Consider the following 16,438-nt stretch of genomic DNA (forward strand, 5'->3'; position numbering starts at 1 on the left):
AAGACGTTCACCTCCGTGGCACGAGCGACAAACTAAACGATCATTTGCCAGGCAAAGAACACCGCCAGCGAAACCGCAATGGTCAGCAACGGCTTACGCGTAACCGCGCACACAACAACGGCCACCACCGCCGCGACCAATTGCGAATTCCGCCAGGTAAGCTCGGCAGCACCGCCGTGCGGTGCAAACGTCATCGGAACGATGATCGCCGTCAGCACCGTCACCGGCACGAAATTAAGCGCCATCCGCACGATGGGTGGAAAGCTCAGCCGTTCGCCGAATACGAAAACCGCAGAGCGAATGCCATAGGTGATCACCGCCATGCCCAGGATGAGAAGCGCGTATTTCATTTGGCGCGCTCCATTTCCACGGGACGTTGCTTTGGACTTTGTGCGCGGCCTTGCGTGGAATCCGTGGAGTTTTTCGCACGCATCGACAGCAGCATGCCCACCGCCACCCCCACCACGACCGCCGCAAGCAAGCCGAGCTTGTACGGCCAGTCGTTCCACGCAAACGACAGCACTCCGGCTGCCAGCGCCGCCGCCACAAAACGCAACGCAACAAGCTGCGGCACGATGATCGCAATGAAGGTGGCGACCATCGCGAAGTCGAGTCCCTTCGACTGAAGACCCGGAAACGCCGAACCGAACAGCAGTCCGGCGACGGTCCATATCTGCCAGTTCACATACATGGATACGCCGGAGCCAAGGAAGTAATACGGCCCGGTTTCACCCGGTGCACGCCGCTGATAATGCGCGTACGAGACGGCAAAGACTTCATCGGTCATGAACGCGCCGAGCGTCCAGCGCCAGCGCGCAGGCAAGTGCGCGACGTAGGGCGCAAGCGTTGCGGAGTACAGGACATGACGCAGGTTGACAATGAACGTGGTTGCCCAGATCACGGCAAAACTCGCGTGGCCGGCAATCAGCCCGAGCGCGATAAATTGCGCCGAGCCGGCAAATACTGCAAGCGACATGAACTGCACCGACCACGCATGCAGCGGACCGGTGGCGGCGAGCGTGCCGAAGATCACGCCGAATGGCGCGGCGCCGACCATCATGGGAATGGTGTCGCGTGCGCCCGCGCCGAATTCGGCGAAGTTACCCGGTTGATGGACCTGACGGTCCTGACGGTCCTGATGCGTTGAGTTCAATGTCTCCTCCGTTGATAGCGAGGATAGGACGCGCCGCGTTCATGCGCTTGTACGTTCTTGCGGTCCGGTTACATCGACGATATACGGTGCGCTATTGCTAACTTTAACGCCAGCGTCCGGGCGACACGCCGAAGGTCTTTTTAAAGTGCCGCGTGAAATGGCTTTGGTCGGTGAAACCGCTTGCCGCCGCCACGTCCGTTACCGGAACGCCCGCACGCAAGGCATCGAGCGCGCGATTGACACGCATCTGGTTGCGCCACGCGTGAGGAGCGAGCCCGGTCTCGCGGGTGAACAGGCGCGCGGCGTGAAAAGTCGAGAGCCCCACCGTCTGCGCCAGTTCGGCAAGCGATAGCGGCTGAGTCAGGTCATCCGTCAGGCGGGCTTTCATCGTGTTCACACGCGTGATGTCCTGACGCATGCGCTGTACCGGCGGTCGTTGTCCGGCGTGACGTGCAAGCAGCGTGGATACCGCGTCGAGCAACGCATGTTCCGCCCCGAGCGGATCCAGGTTGGCTTCCATTGCCTGATGCGCAATCTGCACGCGTTGTGCGAGATCGGCGTCGCGAATGACGTCGGCGCAGAACCATGGCATTGGCTGGGCGCGGCCGGCCACTTCGTCGGCGACAGACTGCACGAAATCGACCGGCAGATAAAACACGCGATACCGCCAGCCCAAATCCACCGCCCGCGCGCCGGTATGCAGTTCGCCCGGATTGATGACCGGCACCGAACCCGCCTCGGCCACGAAGTTCGATCCGCGATAGTCGTACTGCTCCGCGCCCGCTTCGATGACGGGAACGGTGTAAGCATCGTGCCAGTGGGGCGTGAAGGAATGATCGTAATACTCGGCCGTGAGCATCTCCGCGCCAGGCACAAGCGGCGAGCGCCAATAGCGCGCGGAATTGCTGAAACGGGAGGCGGTCATGACTTTGCGATGCCGTGGGCGGAAACCGCAAGTTTAGCCCGGGTCGCGTTTTCAGCGAATTTTGAATAACCCGCCGGTTTTTCCTGTGGCAGAAAGCGTCTCGATCAGACAGCGGCGGGAGATGTCTTGGTCTTGATGAAACTCGTCAGCTTCCTCCTGAGTTCCTGATCCGCTCGCGCGAGCAGCAAAGCCAGCACGATCGAGATGCCCGCCACCACCAGCGTCTGGACGATCGGGTTGAGCACCCGGATATCGAACGACTCGAACACCAGCCGATAGATCGGGAAATGAATCACGTAGAGCGGATACGAGAGCTCGCCCAGCACCTTGCAAATCCCCTTGCCGATGCCCTCAATGGACACTGAGCACAGCAACGCGACCGACAACGGCACGAGCGTCAGCGAGTTGACGAATGCCACCTTGGGACTGCCGATGGCGAAGCACGCCAGCGCCGCGATCGTGACAGTTGCGGTAAAAACCGGGTGCGCCCTTTTATATTGGAGCCCCATCGAAAAGATGAAAACCCCGGCGAAGAATTCAGCAATAACGCGCGGAAATCCAAGCAGAAAACTCTCCGCCCGCCAGCCTGGATTGATTTGCCGAAAGATTACGGTGCAAGCAATAAACGCGATGAATGCGAGTATCGAATATTTGGCACTCGGGAGTTTGCGAAACTTGTACAGATAAGCGGCAAATACAACGTTGACAAATAACTCGAAGAATAATGACCACGATGGATCGTTCAACGGAAAGGTCGCGCCTACGATCGCGTCCGTGCCAAAAGGCCAGCCGATATTATTAAAGTACGGCAGCCAGGCCGCGCCCAGCACGGTGGCTGTCGCGAGCTGCGTGCCGGATATTTGCGGCGTGCCGGTTTTTGCCATCGACAGCAACACGGCGCACACGCCGAGCGCCAGCCCCAGGAGGTAGAGGGGCGCGAGCCGGACGAGCCGCACGAAGGCGAACTCGCGAAACGACATGCCGTTCAGGATCTTCTTGCTGTAGCTGTGCGCGATTACGAAGCCGGACAGCACGAAGAACAGGTCGACTGCGACCCATGCTCCGCCGAACCAGTCCCAACCCGTGTGCTGCGTGTAGTGGTGAAGCATGACGGCGATTGCAGCAACACCTCTCAAGCCGTCAAGCAAATCGAACCGGGTGGACTTTATGGCGTTCATAGTGGCGGACCGTCATTATCGAACGCTCAGTGTAGGGTGGAAAAAACGCAATCCGGACGCGGAAAAATATCCCTTTGAGGTGCCAGGTCGAGAAAATATTAGAAAATAATTCGAAAGAATTTTTGTGGGCGAGAAATATCAAGGGTGAAATGCGCAGCCACGGACCTATTAGTTAACGAGCGACCCGAATTCGCGGCGTTATCGGAAAAGCAAGACGACTGATATTCCAGACCAGGAAAAAACGACTCTCCGGAGATTCGACCAGACTCCATGGCTCAGCAAAATCGACCTAAATTCCCGCAGCCCGCTAATGCCCAAGCGTTGCGCTCAGGTGGAGTTCATCTGCCACTTTCTTTAGTCGCTTGTCGCGCGTCCAGATGGTAACGCCGGGACATAAGCGCGCGGACGCCAACAGCGACGTGTCGACATATCCGATCCCACGATTAAATAAACTTTCGCATTTTATTAGGTAAAACGTCTCCTCCGGCGTTGCAGTTGGCACGCTCGGTAGATCAAGCAACGCGCCAAGCACGACGTCGCGATCGCGCAAACTGCCGAGCGATATTTCTCCAATCACATAGGGATGCGCCAGCACGCGCGCGTCGGCAAGCAGGCTAGCGAGCATAGGATCAGAAGCGTTGATGTGGTCGATCCAGACTGACGTGTCGACGAGAATCATTCGACGTCCTGCCGGCGACGCGGCGCCCCCTTGATACCCGGTTGGCTACCTCCAAGATTCGCGAGTCGTTTCGCGGCTTCACGTTGGATCAAAGCCTTGAGCGCTTCGCGCACAAGCGCCGTTTTTTCCTCCAGTCCCGTATAGGCTTGGGCCTTGGCGATCAAATCGTCATCGAGGGCGATGGTAGTACGCATGAGAACCTCCGATCAGTTAACGCACCAATTTTAGCATCGTTTAATGCGAAATTACGTGCACACTTGTCATTCTGAAATATACCGCAGGGCAGTTGCCGTGAATTCACTTCGCCGACGGCCTCGATACCTATCCGGGTCAAGGTCACCTTGAGCGCTTGAGGGCGCCTGCGGCGCGCACTTGTTTGCCGCCTCATCGGGAAGTCGGTTGCGCCGCCTGCTCCGTCGCATCGCCGAGCGCGTGAATTTTGAATCGTTTAGAAAACAAAAGACTTGCTAATAGACTTTGCGAAGTCGCGAGTCAGACGCTTCCGCCTGCCCTTCAGCCAGTAAACAAACGTTTCAACGTAGACAGACCACACCACGTTTCAGGGGAAACATGAAAACTTCAAAGCTGTTGATGACGCTTGGCGTAGTCGCGCTCAGTGTGTTCGCACGTTTGACGCCGGTCCACGCGGAAGCACTGGATGACATCGAAAAACGTGGTGTGCTGCGCGTGGCCGTACCGCAGGACTTTGCGCCGTTCGGATCGGTCGGTCCGAGCATGCAACTGGAAGGGCTTGATATCGACGTGTCCGGGCTGCTTGCGAAAAAACTCGGCGCCAAGCTGGAACTGGTGCCCGTCACGAGCGCAAACCGCATTCCGTACCTCCAGACGAACAAGGTCGACCTGGTCATCTCAACCCTTGGCCGCGATGCGGAGCGCGACAAGGTCATCGACTTCTCGCAGTCATATTCGCCTTATAACAATAGCGTGTACGGTCCCGCGAATATGAAAATTGACGGCCCGGCGGACATGGCCGGGAAGACGGTGGGTGTCGCTCGCGGTACCTTCGAAGACCTGATGCTGACGAAAAGCGTGCCGCCGTCCACCACCATCAAGCGCTTCGAGGACAACAGCGGCATGATCTCCGCCTACCTCGCGGGTCAGGTGCCGCTGGTGGGCACGGGCGACTTCGTGGCTAACAAGATTGCCGCGACCTTGCCCGCGTCGGCGCCGACTAAACCCGCGCTCAAGTATGTGATTCATGAGTCGGCATGTCATGTCGGGCTGAACAAGAACGAGCCGAAGCTGATGGCAAAGGTCGATGCAATCCTGACTGAAGCGAAGAAAGACGGCGAGTTGAACGGTATCGTGGAGAAGTGGCTGCATGTGCCATTGCCGCAAAAGATGGCGCAGAGTACCGATTGAGCTTGTTGCGGACCTGGCCTTGACCGGCAGGTTGCCAAGCGCCGGACATCACGCGGAAATGAAAGAACGGACATACTTGCTCTTTCTCACGAACGTTTGGTTGCCATGGACAACGACATTCAAAACCGCCTCACGCAGCTTGGCCTCCAATTGCCTGCACCAATCAATCCGCTCGGATCCTACCGGACCACGGTGACCTTCGGCGACCAGCTCTTCGTCTCGGGCCTTGGGCCTTTCAAGGACGGCAAGCCGGTAGTGGGAATCGTGGGAACCGACCTCTCGATCGCTGACGCGCAGGAGGCGGCGCAGCGGACCATGCTGCTGATTCTTGCTTGTGTGGAAGAGGCGTGCGGGCTGGAGAATATCGAGCGTTGCGCGCGCCTGACCGTTTATGTTCGCGCGGAGAGCGGCTTCACGGCGCACCCGAAGGTGGCGGATGGTGCGAGTGATTTGCTGCTTGCGCTGTTTGGTCCAGACCGGTTGCCTGCGCGGAGTGCCATCGGCGTTTTTACCTTGCCAATGGGCATTCCCGTGGAAATCGACAGCGTGTTTCAGCTCAAGCGATAACACCGACAGCTTAGTTCGTTCGCACCCGGGTTGGGGTTAAAGGGCGGTTCTGGTCGAGCTAACAGCATCAAGCCGACCAGCTACACCCACTCCCCGCGCCAGCCAACGTCATCAAATAGACTTCTGAAACGGCGCTCCGGAATGCTCGCGCAGCTCATTAAAAACGATCTTCGGCCAAGCCTTCTTCGCGACATCGATTTCCGATACATGCGAAGCGAGATACGTCGGCGCATTCGACGCATCCAGTGCAATGCGGGCCGAATAGGCATCGGTAAAGCGGCGCAATTCAGCGGCGTCGTCGCACGTAACCCATCGCGACATGCGATACCGCGCCGGCATGATCCGCACATCGACTTTATATTCCGCCGATAACCGGTGCGACACCACTTCAAACTGAAGCTGCCCGACAGCGCCCAGAATGGTCGACCCACCCAGTACCGGACGGAAGACCTGGATCGCGCCTTCATCGCCGAGTTGCCGCAGCGCTTCACCAAGCTGCTTGGCCCGGATCGGATCGACCACTTCCACCGTCTGGAAGATTTCCGGTGCGAAGAACGGCAAGCCGACGAACTGCAACAGTTCGCCTTCAGTCAACGTATCGCCGAGGCTCAGCGTGCCATGATTCGGAATGCCGATGATATCGCCCGGGAATGCTTCACTCACCGTCTCACGGCGTTGCGACAGGAACGTCACCACGTTATTCGCACGGAATGTCTTGTTGGTACGCGTTACTTTCAGCGCCATGCCGCGCTCGAAATGTCCCGAGCACACGCGAATAAACGCCACGCGGTCGCGGTGCGCCAGATCCATGTTCGCCTGCACCTTGAACACCACGCCGGTAAAACGCGGCTCCTCCGGCAGCACCGGACGTTGCACGGACATGCGCATGGACGGCGGCGGCGCGAGCTCGACGAGTGCGTCGAGAATCTCTTTCACGCCGAAGTTGTTGATCGCCGATCCAAACAACACCGGCGACTGTTCGCCTGCCAGAAACGCAGCGCGATCAAACGCGGGCGTGGCGCCGGTGATCAAGTCGATTTCTTCTTTCGCACGCGCCCAGCTCGGGCCGAAACGACGCTCGCCGTCGGCGTCGTCGAGCGCACGCACGGTTTCCACCGCGCCGCCAGCGGTATCTTGACCAGCGCGGAATACTCGCACCTGATCGTGCGCGATGTCGTAGACGCCCTGGAATTCCTTGCCCATGCCAATAGGCCAGGTGAACGGCACAGCCGCCACGCCCAGGTGCTGTTCAATTTCATCAAGCAAATCGAGCGGTTGACGCACTTCCCGGTCGAGCTTGTTGATGAACGTGAGGATTGGCGTACGGCGGCTGCGGCAGACTTCGAGCAGCTTGAGCGTCTGCGCTTCAACGCCGTTGGCGCCGTCGATCACCATCACGGCGGCATCCACCGCCGTCAGCACGCGATACGTATCTTCGGAGAAGTCTTCGTGTCCTGGCGTATCGAGCAGGTTGATGACGCAATCGCCGTATTCGAACTGCATGACCGAGCTCGCGACCGAAATGCCGCGCTGCTTTTCGATTTCCATCCAGTCCGAGGTCGCATAGCGGCTGCTCTTGCGCCCCTTCACGGTGCCTGCAATCTGGATCGCGCCCGAAAACAGCAGCAGTTTTTCGGTCAGCGTGGTCTTGCCCGCGTCAGGGTGGGAAATGACCGCGAAGGTGCGGCGCCGTTTGAGTTCGGAGAGTGACATCAGTACTGGAAAGAGCTGTGGGGTTAAGCATTCGGGCGGTGGGTGGCCCGAAAAATGGCCCGAAAAAGCCGCGTGGTGTGGATGATACACGAGGGGGGGTGTGCTCGTGCCGGGGACGGCTTGCCAGTACAAACCAAACGGAAACGAAAAAAGCCCCGGTTGGATCGGGGCTCTTCTCGAAAACGCTACAACTTAAAGCTGATAAAGCTCAACAAGCTTAGGGCTTGGCTGCCGACGACGGGATTGCCGTAGCCGATGCTGCGTGCTTGTGATGCTTCTTGTGATGATGCTTCTTGTGCGTGGCGCTAGCCGGTGCTGCATCGGCAGCCGTCGCAGCCGGAGCAACGGCAGGTGCCGGAGCCGGTGCCGAAGCTTGTGCGAATGCGCCAGCGGAGAACAAAGCGACGAGCGTCGCGGCAACGAGTTGCTTTTTCATGGCAATGAGATCCTTGAGGTTGATGTCGAGGTTGATATCGACAACGCGGCGACGACGTCGCGTGTACCCGTTTAACGCCTCACTCGCGAAGTGTGTTGACACGAACTCAAAGAAAAACTGAGCGCAGCCACACAATTTTCCCGTGCAAAGAATTCCTTCGGTTAGCGCACAAAGTGGCACCCTGTCCCCCGTTTATGTCGCTGCATGAAATCAGCCGTCAACACATAACGTTGTTTAACAATTGAGGGTGCCGTCGACTCGATCCGCGTTTCACAGCCTTCAAACCGGCGAGGTCGAATCTGCATCGGCGACGGCTACGGGCGTCTCGATCCTGCCTCGCTGCCCGAGCCAGATCCATACCATTCCTGCGAGCAGTGCGCAGACGGCCATCACACCGCTCATCGAAAAAATGCCGAGTACAGGAAACAGCAGCGCAACGATTGAACTCGACGCCGCCCCGCACAGCATCTGTATAGATGTCAGCAGGCCGCCCGCCACGCCCGCCAACGCCGGAATGGGATCGAGCGCGCCGCGTGCGGCACTGGGCGCCGCGAGCCCGAAGCAAAAAGTGCTCGCCACGAGCAAGGGCATGATGGTGAGCAACGAAGCCTGATGCAACACGCTGAGCGCAATCAACCCGAGGGTCGCGGCGAGCGTCGTGCAAATAGCGGTGGCGAGAATGCGCCGCGATTCGAAACCGCGCGCGGCTATCAATCCGTTGAGCGTTGCACCCGCGACAATACCCGCGCCGGTCATCGCGAACATAGCGGCATAGATGATCGGCCGGACATGCAGGACGTGCAGCAGCACGAGCGGCGAACCCGCCACGTACGCGAACATCCAGCCGAACCCGAAACCGTTGATAAGAATATGCCCCAGCACCACGCGATGTGTCAGCGCGTGCCGATATCCATCGCGCAGCCCGGACACGGCGAAGCTGCCGCTGCGCTGCGGCGCCGATTCCGTGAGGCCGGCCCACGTGGCAAGCGCGGCCAGCAGTCCGCAGACCGCCATGACGCCGTATATCCCGCGCCATTCAATCGCCGCCAGCAATCCAACGCCAATAGAGGGCGCAACAATCGGCGCGACGTTCGCGACCACGGTGATGGCCGCGAGCCGGTGCTGCATCGCGTTGCCTTCGAACAGGTCGCGGACGATCGCCAGCGCCACGGTCATCCCCGCGCCCGCCCCAATGCCCTGCACGAGTCGCGCGCCCAGCAATACGGCGATGCCCGGCGCCAGCGCCGAAACAATCCCACCCACGGTGAACAATGCAAGGCCGAGCAGCAGCGTAGGCTTGCGGCCCCGTGCGTCCGACAGTGGGCCGTAGACGATCGGGCCAACCGCGAAACCCGCCATGAAGAGACTCAGCGTAAGCCCGGCCTGACTCGCGCTCGCGTGCAACGTGTTTGCAATATTGCCAAGCGCGGGCAACGCCATATCAATGGAAATGGGCGGCAATGCAGCCAGCGCGCCCAGGAAAACAGCGAACAGGACCGATTGCGGCGCGAGTCGCCAGCGTTGCATCGCGTCAGCTCCGCTTTGCTTGCGGTGTCAGCACCACGCGGCCTTTCGTCCCCTCCGCCACTGCCCGGTAGGCGGCTTGCGCATCCTCCAGCGCGAAGGTTTGCGCGATGACCGGCGGTTTGTAGCTGCCGTCTTCGAAGCCGGGACGCAGCGCTTCCAGCATCTGCGCGGACGCGACCAGATCGCGCTTCAATGTATCGATGCCAATCAGGCGGCTCTCGTTGTGATAGAAATCCGCGAGGTTGAAGCTGACTTCGCGACGATCCGACGCCGATATCTCCACCAGCCGTCCGCCTACCTTCAGCATGTGCAAGGCCGTTTCGAACATTGATCCGCCGACGGTATCGAATACGACAGCCGCGCCGCCGTTTGTCGCTTCACGAATGCGTGCGATGGCATCGGGGGCTTGCGAGTCCACCATTGCATCGACGTAGGGACTCGTCACGGTTGCCCCGCGCGCCACGCCCACCACTTTCGCGCCGATACGTCTCGCGATCTGCGACGCCGCCCCGCCCACGCCGCCCAGCCCGATGATCACGATGCTCTCGCCAGCCTGCAACTGGGCGGCTTCCACCACGGCGCACCACGCGGTGATGAAATTCACGCCGATCGCCGATGCCTCCTCGAACGTCAGATTGACCGGCTTGCGACGCAGGCTCGCAACGGGCACCACGACCTGTTCGGCATGCGTGCCGTCTCGCGTGAAACCCGCATCGCCGCCCGATCCCCACACCTGAGCGCCCAGCCACTCGGCGGGACCGGCGATGACCACGCCCGAATAGTCGCGCCCGGGCGTACGCGGCAGCGTCGTCTGGCTCATGCGCCCTTGCACGTTCTTTACGTCGCTCGGATTGATCGATGCCGCGAAGATCTGTACGACGGCTTCATTACCGGTCGGCGCAGGCACAGGCAAATCGCTGGTGAAAAGAACCGACGGATCGCCGTGTTGGTTGAAGCGCAGTGCTTTCATGATGATTTCTCCGTTGTCATGTCCGCATTATTGCCGCGCCCGCCCGTGGCGAAAAGGCATCCGTCCGCATAGAATCGTTGCATTAGGTGGAAAGATGAAGTGAAAAGATGGACCTGATCGATGCCCGATGAAATCAACGACCTGCGCCTGTTCGCGCAGATGGTGGACGCCGGCAGCCTCTCGGCGGCGGCACGCCGAACCGACGGATCGACCGCCGCCATGAGCCGGCGGCTGGCTGCGCTGGAAAAGCGTTTGGGCGTGCGCCTCGTCACGCGGACGTCGCGGCGCTTCGACCTGACGGTGGAAGGAGCACTGTTTCATGAGCGCGCAGTCGCCATCCTGCACGCGGTGGACGACGCCGAGGCCGAGATCAGCGCTCAGGCGCGCGTGCCGCAGGGTTTGTTGTGCATCGGCGCGCCGTCGGAGATTGGGCGCAAGCAGATTGCGCCGCTGATCGAAGCATTCTCGGACCGGTATCCAGAGGTCGAGGTGCGGCTGGTGCTGTCCGATATCGGACTGGATGTGATCGACGACAATCTCGACGTGGCGTTGCGCATCGGCTTGCCTGCGGATACCGGCGTGATCGCGAAGAAACTATTGTCAAGCCGACGCATTGTGTGCGCGGCGCCAGCGTATCTGGCGCGGCACGGCACGCCGCAAACGCTCACCGATCTTGCCGTGCACGATTGCCTGCGGCTCGTGCGCGGGCAGCGCGTATTCGACAGATGGTTATTCGCGGAAGACGGCAGGCGCCGTGAGATTCAGGTGCGCGGCACGCTTTCGACCGCGAGCGGCGAAGTGCTCCACGACTGGGCGCTCAAAGGCCGCGGCCTTGCGCTGAAGGCGCTGTGGGATATAGAAAGCGATTTGAGCGCGGGCAAGCTGATTGAGTGCCTTGCGCCCTATCACTGCGATGAAATCGAGTTATATGCGGTATTTGCGAACCGGCGACATTTGTCGCCGCGAGTGCGGGTCTTTCTTGATTTCGTACAAGAAGCACTCGGCGAGGCAGCACTTGACCAGAAGCGTTCGGCTACAAAGATAAGCACGCTTTAGACCTCAGCTGGAGTGCTTTCTGCGTATGTTAGCTGGAAGCCAGCGGCATCCACGGGTCATTGCCGGTCGCCGGATACATGAGCGAAACCTCTTTGCTCACGCGAACGATTTCATGGATGTTATCCCTGAAGTTCGGGCTCTTTTCATAGCTGATAAAGCCAGCGTCCGCAACGGCGGACATGGTCAGCAACGCGAAAGCGATGCGCTCGACAATCATAAAGCGGCGGGACATTTCCAAACTTCCTCGAGTCTCTCAATTTGGGAATTATAAGGGTTTTTACCTATCCTTGACCAGCCGAAATTGGGGCTGGTGACGGAAAACGACACCATGCGACGCACTGCTTAGGGAAATATTGCCTCTTTTCATCACACGAAAAGCTGGCTTTAATTCGTCGCTGTATTGTCGATGTCTTATCGCTGCGTTGCCGTTGAACACGATTACGAAGGGGTATTTACCGCTTATGGCAATCGAAGCCGAGCACCGCGCCATGGAGCAATTCCCGCCAGAGGGCTTGAAAACGGAGCGTGTCGTGCTGCGTCCGGCCAACAGTCAATACACCGGCGCGCTGCTGATCTACCGGCTCGCCAATCGCGCGCACCTCGACCGTTGGGAGCCGTTGCGAGAAGACTCCTTCTTCACCATGCAAGCCGCGAACGAACGCATGGCATTGATGGAAAACGCGATGTCCGCCGGCACCGCGCTGCATCTGCTGATTTTCTCAAGCGAACGGCGCCATGTGCTGATTGGCGACTGTCACTTTACGAACATCGTGCGGGGACCGCTCCAGGCATGTCATCTCGGCTATTCGATTGACCAGCGTTACGAGGGGCGCGGGTTGATGCACGAGGCGCTCGCTGCAGCGCTGGGCTTTATCTTCGATGCGTACCGGCTGCACCGTGTCATGGCGAGTTACCGGCCGGAGAACGATCGCAGCGGACGCCTGCTGGCCAGCCTCGGATTCGAGCATGAAGGGCTGGCCAAGGCGTATCTCAAGATCGACGGGCAATGGGCGGATCACGTGCTGACCTCGCTGGTGAATCCGAAAGATTGAGTGGTCAGACGCGGCGCAGCGCCAGCTCCGTCGATCAGCTATGCCCAAATGCCCGTATCACGTCGCGCGCGCTCCGCGATCGGCCTGCTCGTGCTCATCGCGAGCATCGACCATGAAATCCGGCGCGATCGTAAGCCAATTCATCGGGGATACGGATAGCCTGGCAATCCCCGATCCGAAAGGTTTTTGTGGTGTGTCTATCGACCATTATTTGTTTGTGCCATGTGATTTACGCTGCTTCGTCGGATACCCGCACCAGCACCTTGCCGAAATTGCGGCCGTCGATCATGTCGATGAACGCTTGCGGCGCGTTCTCCAACCCCACGGTGACATCCTCCAGATGCTTCACCTGACCCGCACGCAAAAAACCGCCGACATCGCGCAGGAAAGCGTCCCGATACTCAGGCAGGAACCCATAGTTGATATAACCGCGCACCGTCAGGCTGCGCGTCAGAATCGCGCGCATGGTCGAGGCAAGGCCATCATCGGCGTCAGCATTGTTGCCCGACGTTTGCGCCATCAATCCGCAGACGGGCACGCGGCCGTACTGATTGAGCAAAGGCAGCACAGCCTTCCACACCGCCCCGCCAATGTTCTCGAAATACACGTCGATACCCTTGGGACATGCATTCGCCAATTGATCGGCGAAGTCAGGCGTGCGATGGTCAATGGCGGCATCGAAGCCGAGTTCGTCCACCACATAGCTGCACTTCTTCGCACCGCCGGCGATGCCCACGACCCGGGCGCCGGCGATCTTGCCGAGTTGACCCACGAGCGAGCCCACCGGGCCGCTTGCCGCACCGACCACCACCGTCTCGCCGCTCTTCGGCTTGCCGATCGCCGCCATGCCGGCATATGCGGTGAAGCCCGGCATGCCAAGCACGCCGAGATAAGCGCGCGTTGCAATACCGTCTGCGGATAATGGGCTCAGGTCGCGGGCATCGGCTACCGCGTGGCTGACCCAGCCCGCGCTTACGAGTACCTGGGCGCCGGGCGGAAGTGTTGCGTCGTTTGATTCGATTACCGTCGCCACGCTCTCGCCCGGCATCGCCTCGCCGATCTGCGTGGGTTTCGCGTATGAACGCGCATCGTTCATGCGGCCGCGCATGTACGGATCGAGCGATAGATAATCGATGCGCAGCAGCACCTGGCCTTCGCCCGGCACGGGCATAGGCACTTCTTCGAGGCGGAAATCAGAGAGCGCGGCGCGGCCGCCGGCGGGACGCGAGGCCAACACGATTTGTCGAGCGGTAGCTGATGTCATGCGGTTTCTCCAGGATGCATCGTGGGGAAACTGAGCATATACGCGCTTGCGCAATCGCGCTTTGACGCACGGTTCGAAACGGATGATTCGCTTACATTCGCTTAATGTGTTTAAGCACGCGACGCGATGAACGCATCAATTTCCGCCGCATCCGGCGACGTCGCGGGTCCGTAGCGCGTCACGGCAATAGCCGCAGCGGCGTTCGCGCGACGAGCCGCCGTTCGTGCATCCGCACCGGTCGCCAGCGTGGCCAGGAACACGCCGGCATGAGCATCGCCGGCACCGTTGCTGTCGACCGCTTTCACCGCGAAGCCCGGCACATGGTCGCGTGTTTCGCCCACGCGCAGGTGACAGCCGGAGGCGCTATCGCGCACGATGGCGAGCGCGCCGGTTCTTAACCGCGCGATGATCGAGTCGAATGCTGCATCGAAATTGTCGGTATTGGCGAAGCGCAGCGCCTCTACCCGGTTGCTCGTCCAGATTGATACGACGGCCAGCATGCGCGCAAGCAACGTTGCATCGATAGCGTCGACAAGCGGTCCCGGATCAAAAGCCACGCGGGTTTCAGAAGGCAGATGCTCAAGCCAATCGACAAGCACAGCGCCCTTCTCCGCAAGCATCAGGCTATAACCGCTGACATAAACTATGTCGTGCGCGCTCACCGAGAGCGCGTCAAGCACGTGCCGCTCGAGCACGCTTTCCGCGCCCATGTGCGAGACGAACGTGCGCTCGGCGGATGCATCGACAATGGCAACGCACAAGCCGGTGTCCCGGTCCACGACTTCCGGCCCGGCAATCTCCACGCCTTCCAGGGCTAACACCTGACGCGCCATGTCACCGAAACGGCCATGCCCATGACCGCCCGGATACACCACGCGCATGCCGCTGCGACGCGCTGCGGCCATCACGTTGAAACCACCGCCTACTTCGAAGCTTGCGTTGTGCGCGAGCACGTCGCCGCCGGGCGCGGGCAGCGTATCGATCTGCATGACCAGATCGACGATCACCTGCCCGGTATGAATCAATCTCGATGCCTGCCGTGAGTCTGCTTGGGTCATGCTGTCTTCCAACGTTTAGCCGTACCGCGCGCGCCGCCAAGAAGCGCATACACGCCTGCTGCCACCACGAACGTCACGATCCATCCGAGGCCATTGCGTCCAAACCAGGAGTCCGCGAATATGCCGTGGATCGCACCCGTCGAGATGAAACAAAAACCAAGCACGATCGCCAGCGCCCACGCGCCGAATGCACGCCATTCAACGCCGCCTTTGTACCAGTACGCGCTGCGCGGGGAGACATCGAGCAAGTCGGTCGGTGAGTATTCCTGGCGATGGATCAGATCCACCACGAAGATACCGACCCACGCCGTGATAGGAACCGCGAGCAGCGAGATGAAGCCGATGAACGGACCGTAGAAGCTCCCGGCGATCAGCATGAAGTAGATCGAGCCAGCAAAGATCACCACGACGTCGACCACTACCGCCTGCACGCGTTTCACCTTCAGGCCAAGCGTGAGTGTCGTCAAACCTGCCGAATACACGGACAGATAATTGGACAGCAACAAACCGCCGAATGCCGTGACCAGGTAGGGAATAGCCATCCACGTAGGCAACATTTCGCGGATCGCGGCGATGGGGTCCGTGGCCGACGCGAGATGATCGTTGCCCACTGACAGCAGCGCGCCAAGCGTGACGAGAAGGATCAGCGGAATGCCCGCGCCGAACGCAGCCGACGCCACCAGCGCCGGACCCTTCACCGTAGGCGCCTGATAGCGCGACATATCGGCGCCTGCGTTAGCCCAGCCAATCCCCGTACCCGCTGCAATCGTGCCAATTCCGATGACGACGGCGCTCAACGGCGCAGGCGCTGCATTGAAAACAGCATGCCAGTCGATCGCCGTCGCGAGAAAGCCAGCCACCAGCAAGTTGAGCACGCCGAAGACATAGGTGGACCATTTCTGGATCACGAGCAGCGTAGCGTGGCCGAGCCCCGACACGATCATCGTCAGCACCACGAACACGGCGATGAACACAAGCGTCATCACCGGCGCGTTCTTGGCTTGCGCGGGCGTGCCGAACACAATGGTTGCGAGCGACAGCAGCACGTATGCGGCGGTGGTCGTATTGACCGTCTCCCAGCCGAGCCGCGACAACAGCGAGACAATGGTCGGCCCAATGTTGCCGCGCACGCCGAAGATCGCACGCGAAAGCGTGAGACTCGGCGCATGCCCGCGCCGCCCCGCGATCGAGATCACGCCGACGATCGCAAACGACCCCGCCGCACCGATTACCGCGACAAGCGCCGCCTGCCAGATAGCGAGATGCTGGAAAGCGACCAGCGTCGCGCCGAGCGGCAGTCCAAGAATGCTGATGTTGGCGGCAAACCAGACCCAGAAAAGCTGCAGCGGATGTCCATGACATTCGCCTTCCGGTACAGGTTCGATACCACGCGTCTCGACTTTACGAGCGCTGTTTGACGTGCGTGACGAAGCCATCTGAGTTTGATCTCCAGATTAAAGGGTACTGCAGGGGACCG

Annotated in this window: 18 protein-coding genes; 4 read left to right on the plus strand and 14 right to left on the minus strand. The window is 60.1% G+C overall.

From position 1 onward, the window contains the following. Positions 1–32: 32 nt before the first annotated feature. The 6 genes from BSU04_RS28085 to BSU04_RS28110 all read right to left on the minus strand — a co-directional run bounded on the left by BSU04_RS28085 (position 33) and on the right by BSU04_RS28110 (position 4,129). Entirely contained in the window at positions 33–350 is a 318-nt protein-coding gene (locus BSU04_RS28085) for an AzlD domain-containing protein (protein WP_089163632.1), read from the minus strand. Beyond that, positions 347–1,060, minus strand: a complete 714-nt coding sequence (locus tag BSU04_RS28090) for an AzlC family ABC transporter permease (RefSeq protein ID WP_089163671.1) — start codon at positions 1,058–1,060, stop codon at positions 347–349. Before BSU04_RS28090 ends, BSU04_RS28085 begins: the two co-directional genes overlap by 4 nt. 196 nt (positions 1,061–1,256) lie before the next feature. Next, a complete protein-coding gene (locus BSU04_RS28095; protein WP_089163633.1) occupies positions 1,257–2,078 on the minus strand; it encodes a helix-turn-helix transcriptional regulator in 822 nt (273 codons plus the stop codon). Positions 2,079–2,182: 104 nt separating this feature from the next. Next, positions 2,183–3,256 (minus strand): acyltransferase family protein, encoded by a 1,074-nt coding sequence (locus BSU04_RS28100; RefSeq protein WP_089163634.1) that lies wholly within the window; start codon positions 3,254–3,256, stop codon positions 2,183–2,185. A 307-nt stretch (positions 3,257–3,563) separates the two neighbouring features. Further along, positions 3,564–3,935, minus strand: a complete 372-nt coding sequence (locus tag BSU04_RS28105; protein WP_089163635.1) for a type II toxin-antitoxin system VapC family toxin — start codon at positions 3,933–3,935, stop codon at positions 3,564–3,566. After that, the gene (locus BSU04_RS28110; RefSeq protein ID WP_006159576.1) at positions 3,932–4,129 is read right to left on the minus strand and encodes a type II toxin-antitoxin system VapB family antitoxin; all 198 of its coding nucleotides are present in this window, start codon (positions 4,127–4,129) and stop codon (positions 3,932–3,934) included. The genes BSU04_RS28105 and BSU04_RS28110 overlap by 4 nt, the downstream gene beginning before the upstream one ends. Positions 4,130–4,505: 376 nt before the next feature. Between BSU04_RS28110 and BSU04_RS28115 the strand changes: the two genes are divergently transcribed. Together BSU04_RS28115 and BSU04_RS28120 are read left to right on the plus strand one after the other, a co-directional pair. Continuing rightward, positions 4,506–5,318 (plus strand): transporter substrate-binding domain-containing protein, encoded by an 813-nt coding sequence (locus tag BSU04_RS28115; protein WP_089163636.1) that lies wholly within the window; start codon positions 4,506–4,508, stop codon positions 5,316–5,318. A 105-nt stretch (positions 5,319–5,423) separates the two neighbouring features. Beyond that, positions 5,424–5,885, plus strand: coding sequence for a RidA family protein (locus BSU04_RS28120; RefSeq protein ID WP_089163637.1), 462 nt, complete (start codon positions 5,424–5,426; stop codon positions 5,883–5,885). 111 nt (positions 5,886–5,996) lie between these two features. Here BSU04_RS28120 and BSU04_RS28125 read toward each other — a convergent pair whose 3' ends face one another. From BSU04_RS28125 to BSU04_RS28140, 4 genes are all read right to left on the minus strand, one after another. Beyond that, complete coding sequence (locus BSU04_RS28125; protein WP_089163638.1) at positions 5,997–7,598, minus strand: peptide chain release factor 3; 1,602 nt, start codon at positions 7,596–7,598, stop codon at positions 5,997–5,999. A 217-nt stretch (positions 7,599–7,815) separates the two neighbouring features. Next, complete coding sequence (locus BSU04_RS28130) at positions 7,816–8,034, minus strand: hypothetical protein (protein ID WP_089163672.1); 219 nt, start codon at positions 8,032–8,034, stop codon at positions 7,816–7,818. A 279-nt stretch (positions 8,035–8,313) separates the two neighbouring features. Then, positions 8,314–9,561, minus strand: coding sequence for a multidrug effflux MFS transporter (locus BSU04_RS28135; RefSeq protein ID WP_089163639.1), 1,248 nt, complete (start codon positions 9,559–9,561; stop codon positions 8,314–8,316). A gap of 4 nt (positions 9,562–9,565) precedes the next feature. Further along, positions 9,566–10,531 carry a quinone oxidoreductase family protein gene (locus BSU04_RS28140; RefSeq protein ID WP_089163640.1) on the minus strand — a complete coding sequence of 322 codons (966 nt, stop codon included), beginning with the start codon at positions 10,529–10,531 and terminating at the stop codon, positions 9,566–9,568. Between the two features lie 120 nt (positions 10,532–10,651). Between BSU04_RS28140 and BSU04_RS28145 the strand changes: the two genes are divergently transcribed. Further along, positions 10,652–11,587, plus strand: coding sequence for a LysR family transcriptional regulator (locus BSU04_RS28145; protein ID WP_089163641.1), 936 nt, complete (start codon positions 10,652–10,654; stop codon positions 11,585–11,587). Positions 11,588–11,615: 28 nt separating this feature from the next. Here BSU04_RS28145 and BSU04_RS28150 read toward each other — a convergent pair whose 3' ends face one another. Beyond that, positions 11,616–11,819: a hypothetical protein gene (locus BSU04_RS28150; RefSeq protein ID WP_089163642.1), complete on the minus strand. Its 204-nt coding sequence runs from the start codon at positions 11,817–11,819 to the stop codon at positions 11,616–11,618. 229 nt (positions 11,820–12,048) lie between these two features. Here BSU04_RS28150 and BSU04_RS28155 point away from each other — a divergent pair, with 229 nt between their 5' ends. Further along, the gene (locus BSU04_RS28155) at positions 12,049–12,639 is read left to right on the plus strand and encodes a GNAT family N-acetyltransferase (protein ID WP_256983357.1); all 591 of its coding nucleotides are present in this window, start codon (positions 12,049–12,051) and stop codon (positions 12,637–12,639) included. A 229-nt stretch (positions 12,640–12,868) separates the two neighbouring features. On the opposite strand, the gene BSU04_RS28160 is transcribed toward BSU04_RS28155, so the two are convergent. The 3 genes from BSU04_RS28160 to BSU04_RS28170 all read right to left on the minus strand — a co-directional run bounded on the left by BSU04_RS28160 (position 12,869) and on the right by BSU04_RS28170 (position 16,397). Next, positions 12,869–13,903 (minus strand): NADP-dependent oxidoreductase, encoded by a 1,035-nt coding sequence (locus tag BSU04_RS28160; RefSeq protein ID WP_089163643.1) that lies wholly within the window; start codon positions 13,901–13,903, stop codon positions 12,869–12,871. Between the two features lie 110 nt (positions 13,904–14,013). Next, entirely contained in the window at positions 14,014–14,961 is a 948-nt protein-coding gene (locus BSU04_RS28165; protein WP_089163644.1) for a PfkB family carbohydrate kinase, read from the minus strand. Next, complete coding sequence (locus BSU04_RS28170) at positions 14,958–16,397, minus strand: purine-cytosine permease family protein (protein ID WP_089163645.1); 1,440 nt, start codon at positions 16,395–16,397, stop codon at positions 14,958–14,960. Before BSU04_RS28170 ends, BSU04_RS28165 begins: the two co-directional genes overlap by 4 nt. Positions 16,398–16,438: the final 41 nt, after the last annotated feature.

It is taken from the genome of Caballeronia sordidicola, from assembly GCF_002220365.1.
Lineage (GTDB): Bacteria > Pseudomonadota > Gammaproteobacteria > Burkholderiales > Burkholderiaceae > Caballeronia > Caballeronia sordidicola_C.

Coding starts and splice junctions, on each gene's coding strand:
- BSU04_RS28100 (WP_089163634.1), bottom strand. CDS start 3,256: ATGAACGCCATAAAGTCCACCCGGTTCGATTTGCTTGACGGCTTGAGA.
- BSU04_RS28145 (WP_089163641.1), top strand. CDS start 10,652: ATGCCCGATGAAATCAACGACCTGCGCCTGTTCGCGCAGATGGTGGAC.
- BSU04_RS28140 (WP_089163640.1), bottom strand. CDS start 10,531: ATGAAAGCACTGCGCTTCAACCAACACGGCGATCCGTCGGTTCTTTTC.
- BSU04_RS28130 (WP_089163672.1), bottom strand. CDS start 8,034: ATGAAAAAGCAACTCGTTGCCGCGACGCTCGTCGCTTTGTTCTCCGCT.
- BSU04_RS28165 (WP_089163644.1), bottom strand. CDS start 14,961: ATGACCCAAGCAGACTCACGGCAGGCATCGAGATTGATTCATACCGGG.
- BSU04_RS28090 (WP_089163671.1), bottom strand. CDS start 1,060: ATGATGGTCGGCGCCGCGCCATTCGGCGTGATCTTCGGCACGCTCGCC.
- BSU04_RS28160 (WP_089163643.1), bottom strand. CDS start 13,903: ATGACATCAGCTACCGCTCGACAAATCGTGTTGGCCTCGCGTCCCGCC.
- BSU04_RS28135 (WP_089163639.1), bottom strand. CDS start 9,561: ATGCAACGCTGGCGACTCGCGCCGCAATCGGTCCTGTTCGCTGTTTTC.
- BSU04_RS28120 (WP_089163637.1), top strand. CDS start 5,424: ATGGACAACGACATTCAAAACCGCCTCACGCAGCTTGGCCTCCAATTG.
- BSU04_RS28125 (WP_089163638.1), bottom strand. CDS start 7,598: ATGTCACTCTCCGAACTCAAACGGCGCCGCACCTTCGCGGTCATTTCC.
- BSU04_RS28170 (WP_089163645.1), bottom strand. CDS start 16,397: ATGGCTTCGTCACGCACGTCAAACAGCGCTCGTAAAGTCGAGACGCGT.
- BSU04_RS28115 (WP_089163636.1), top strand. CDS start 4,506: ATGAAAACTTCAAAGCTGTTGATGACGCTTGGCGTAGTCGCGCTCAGT.
- BSU04_RS28150 (WP_089163642.1), bottom strand. CDS start 11,819: ATGTCCCGCCGCTTTATGATTGTCGAGCGCATCGCTTTCGCGTTGCTG.
- BSU04_RS28085 (WP_089163632.1), bottom strand. CDS start 350: ATGAAATACGCGCTTCTCATCCTGGGCATGGCGGTGATCACCTATGGC.
- BSU04_RS28155 (WP_256983357.1), top strand. CDS start 12,049: ATGGCAATCGAAGCCGAGCACCGCGCCATGGAGCAATTCCCGCCAGAG.
- BSU04_RS28105 (WP_089163635.1), bottom strand. CDS start 3,935: ATGATTCTCGTCGACACGTCAGTCTGGATCGACCACATCAACGCTTCT.
- BSU04_RS28110 (WP_006159576.1), bottom strand. CDS start 4,129: ATGCGTACTACCATCGCCCTCGATGACGATTTGATCGCCAAGGCCCAA.
- BSU04_RS28095 (WP_089163633.1), bottom strand. CDS start 2,078: ATGACCGCCTCCCGTTTCAGCAATTCCGCGCGCTATTGGCGCTCGCCG.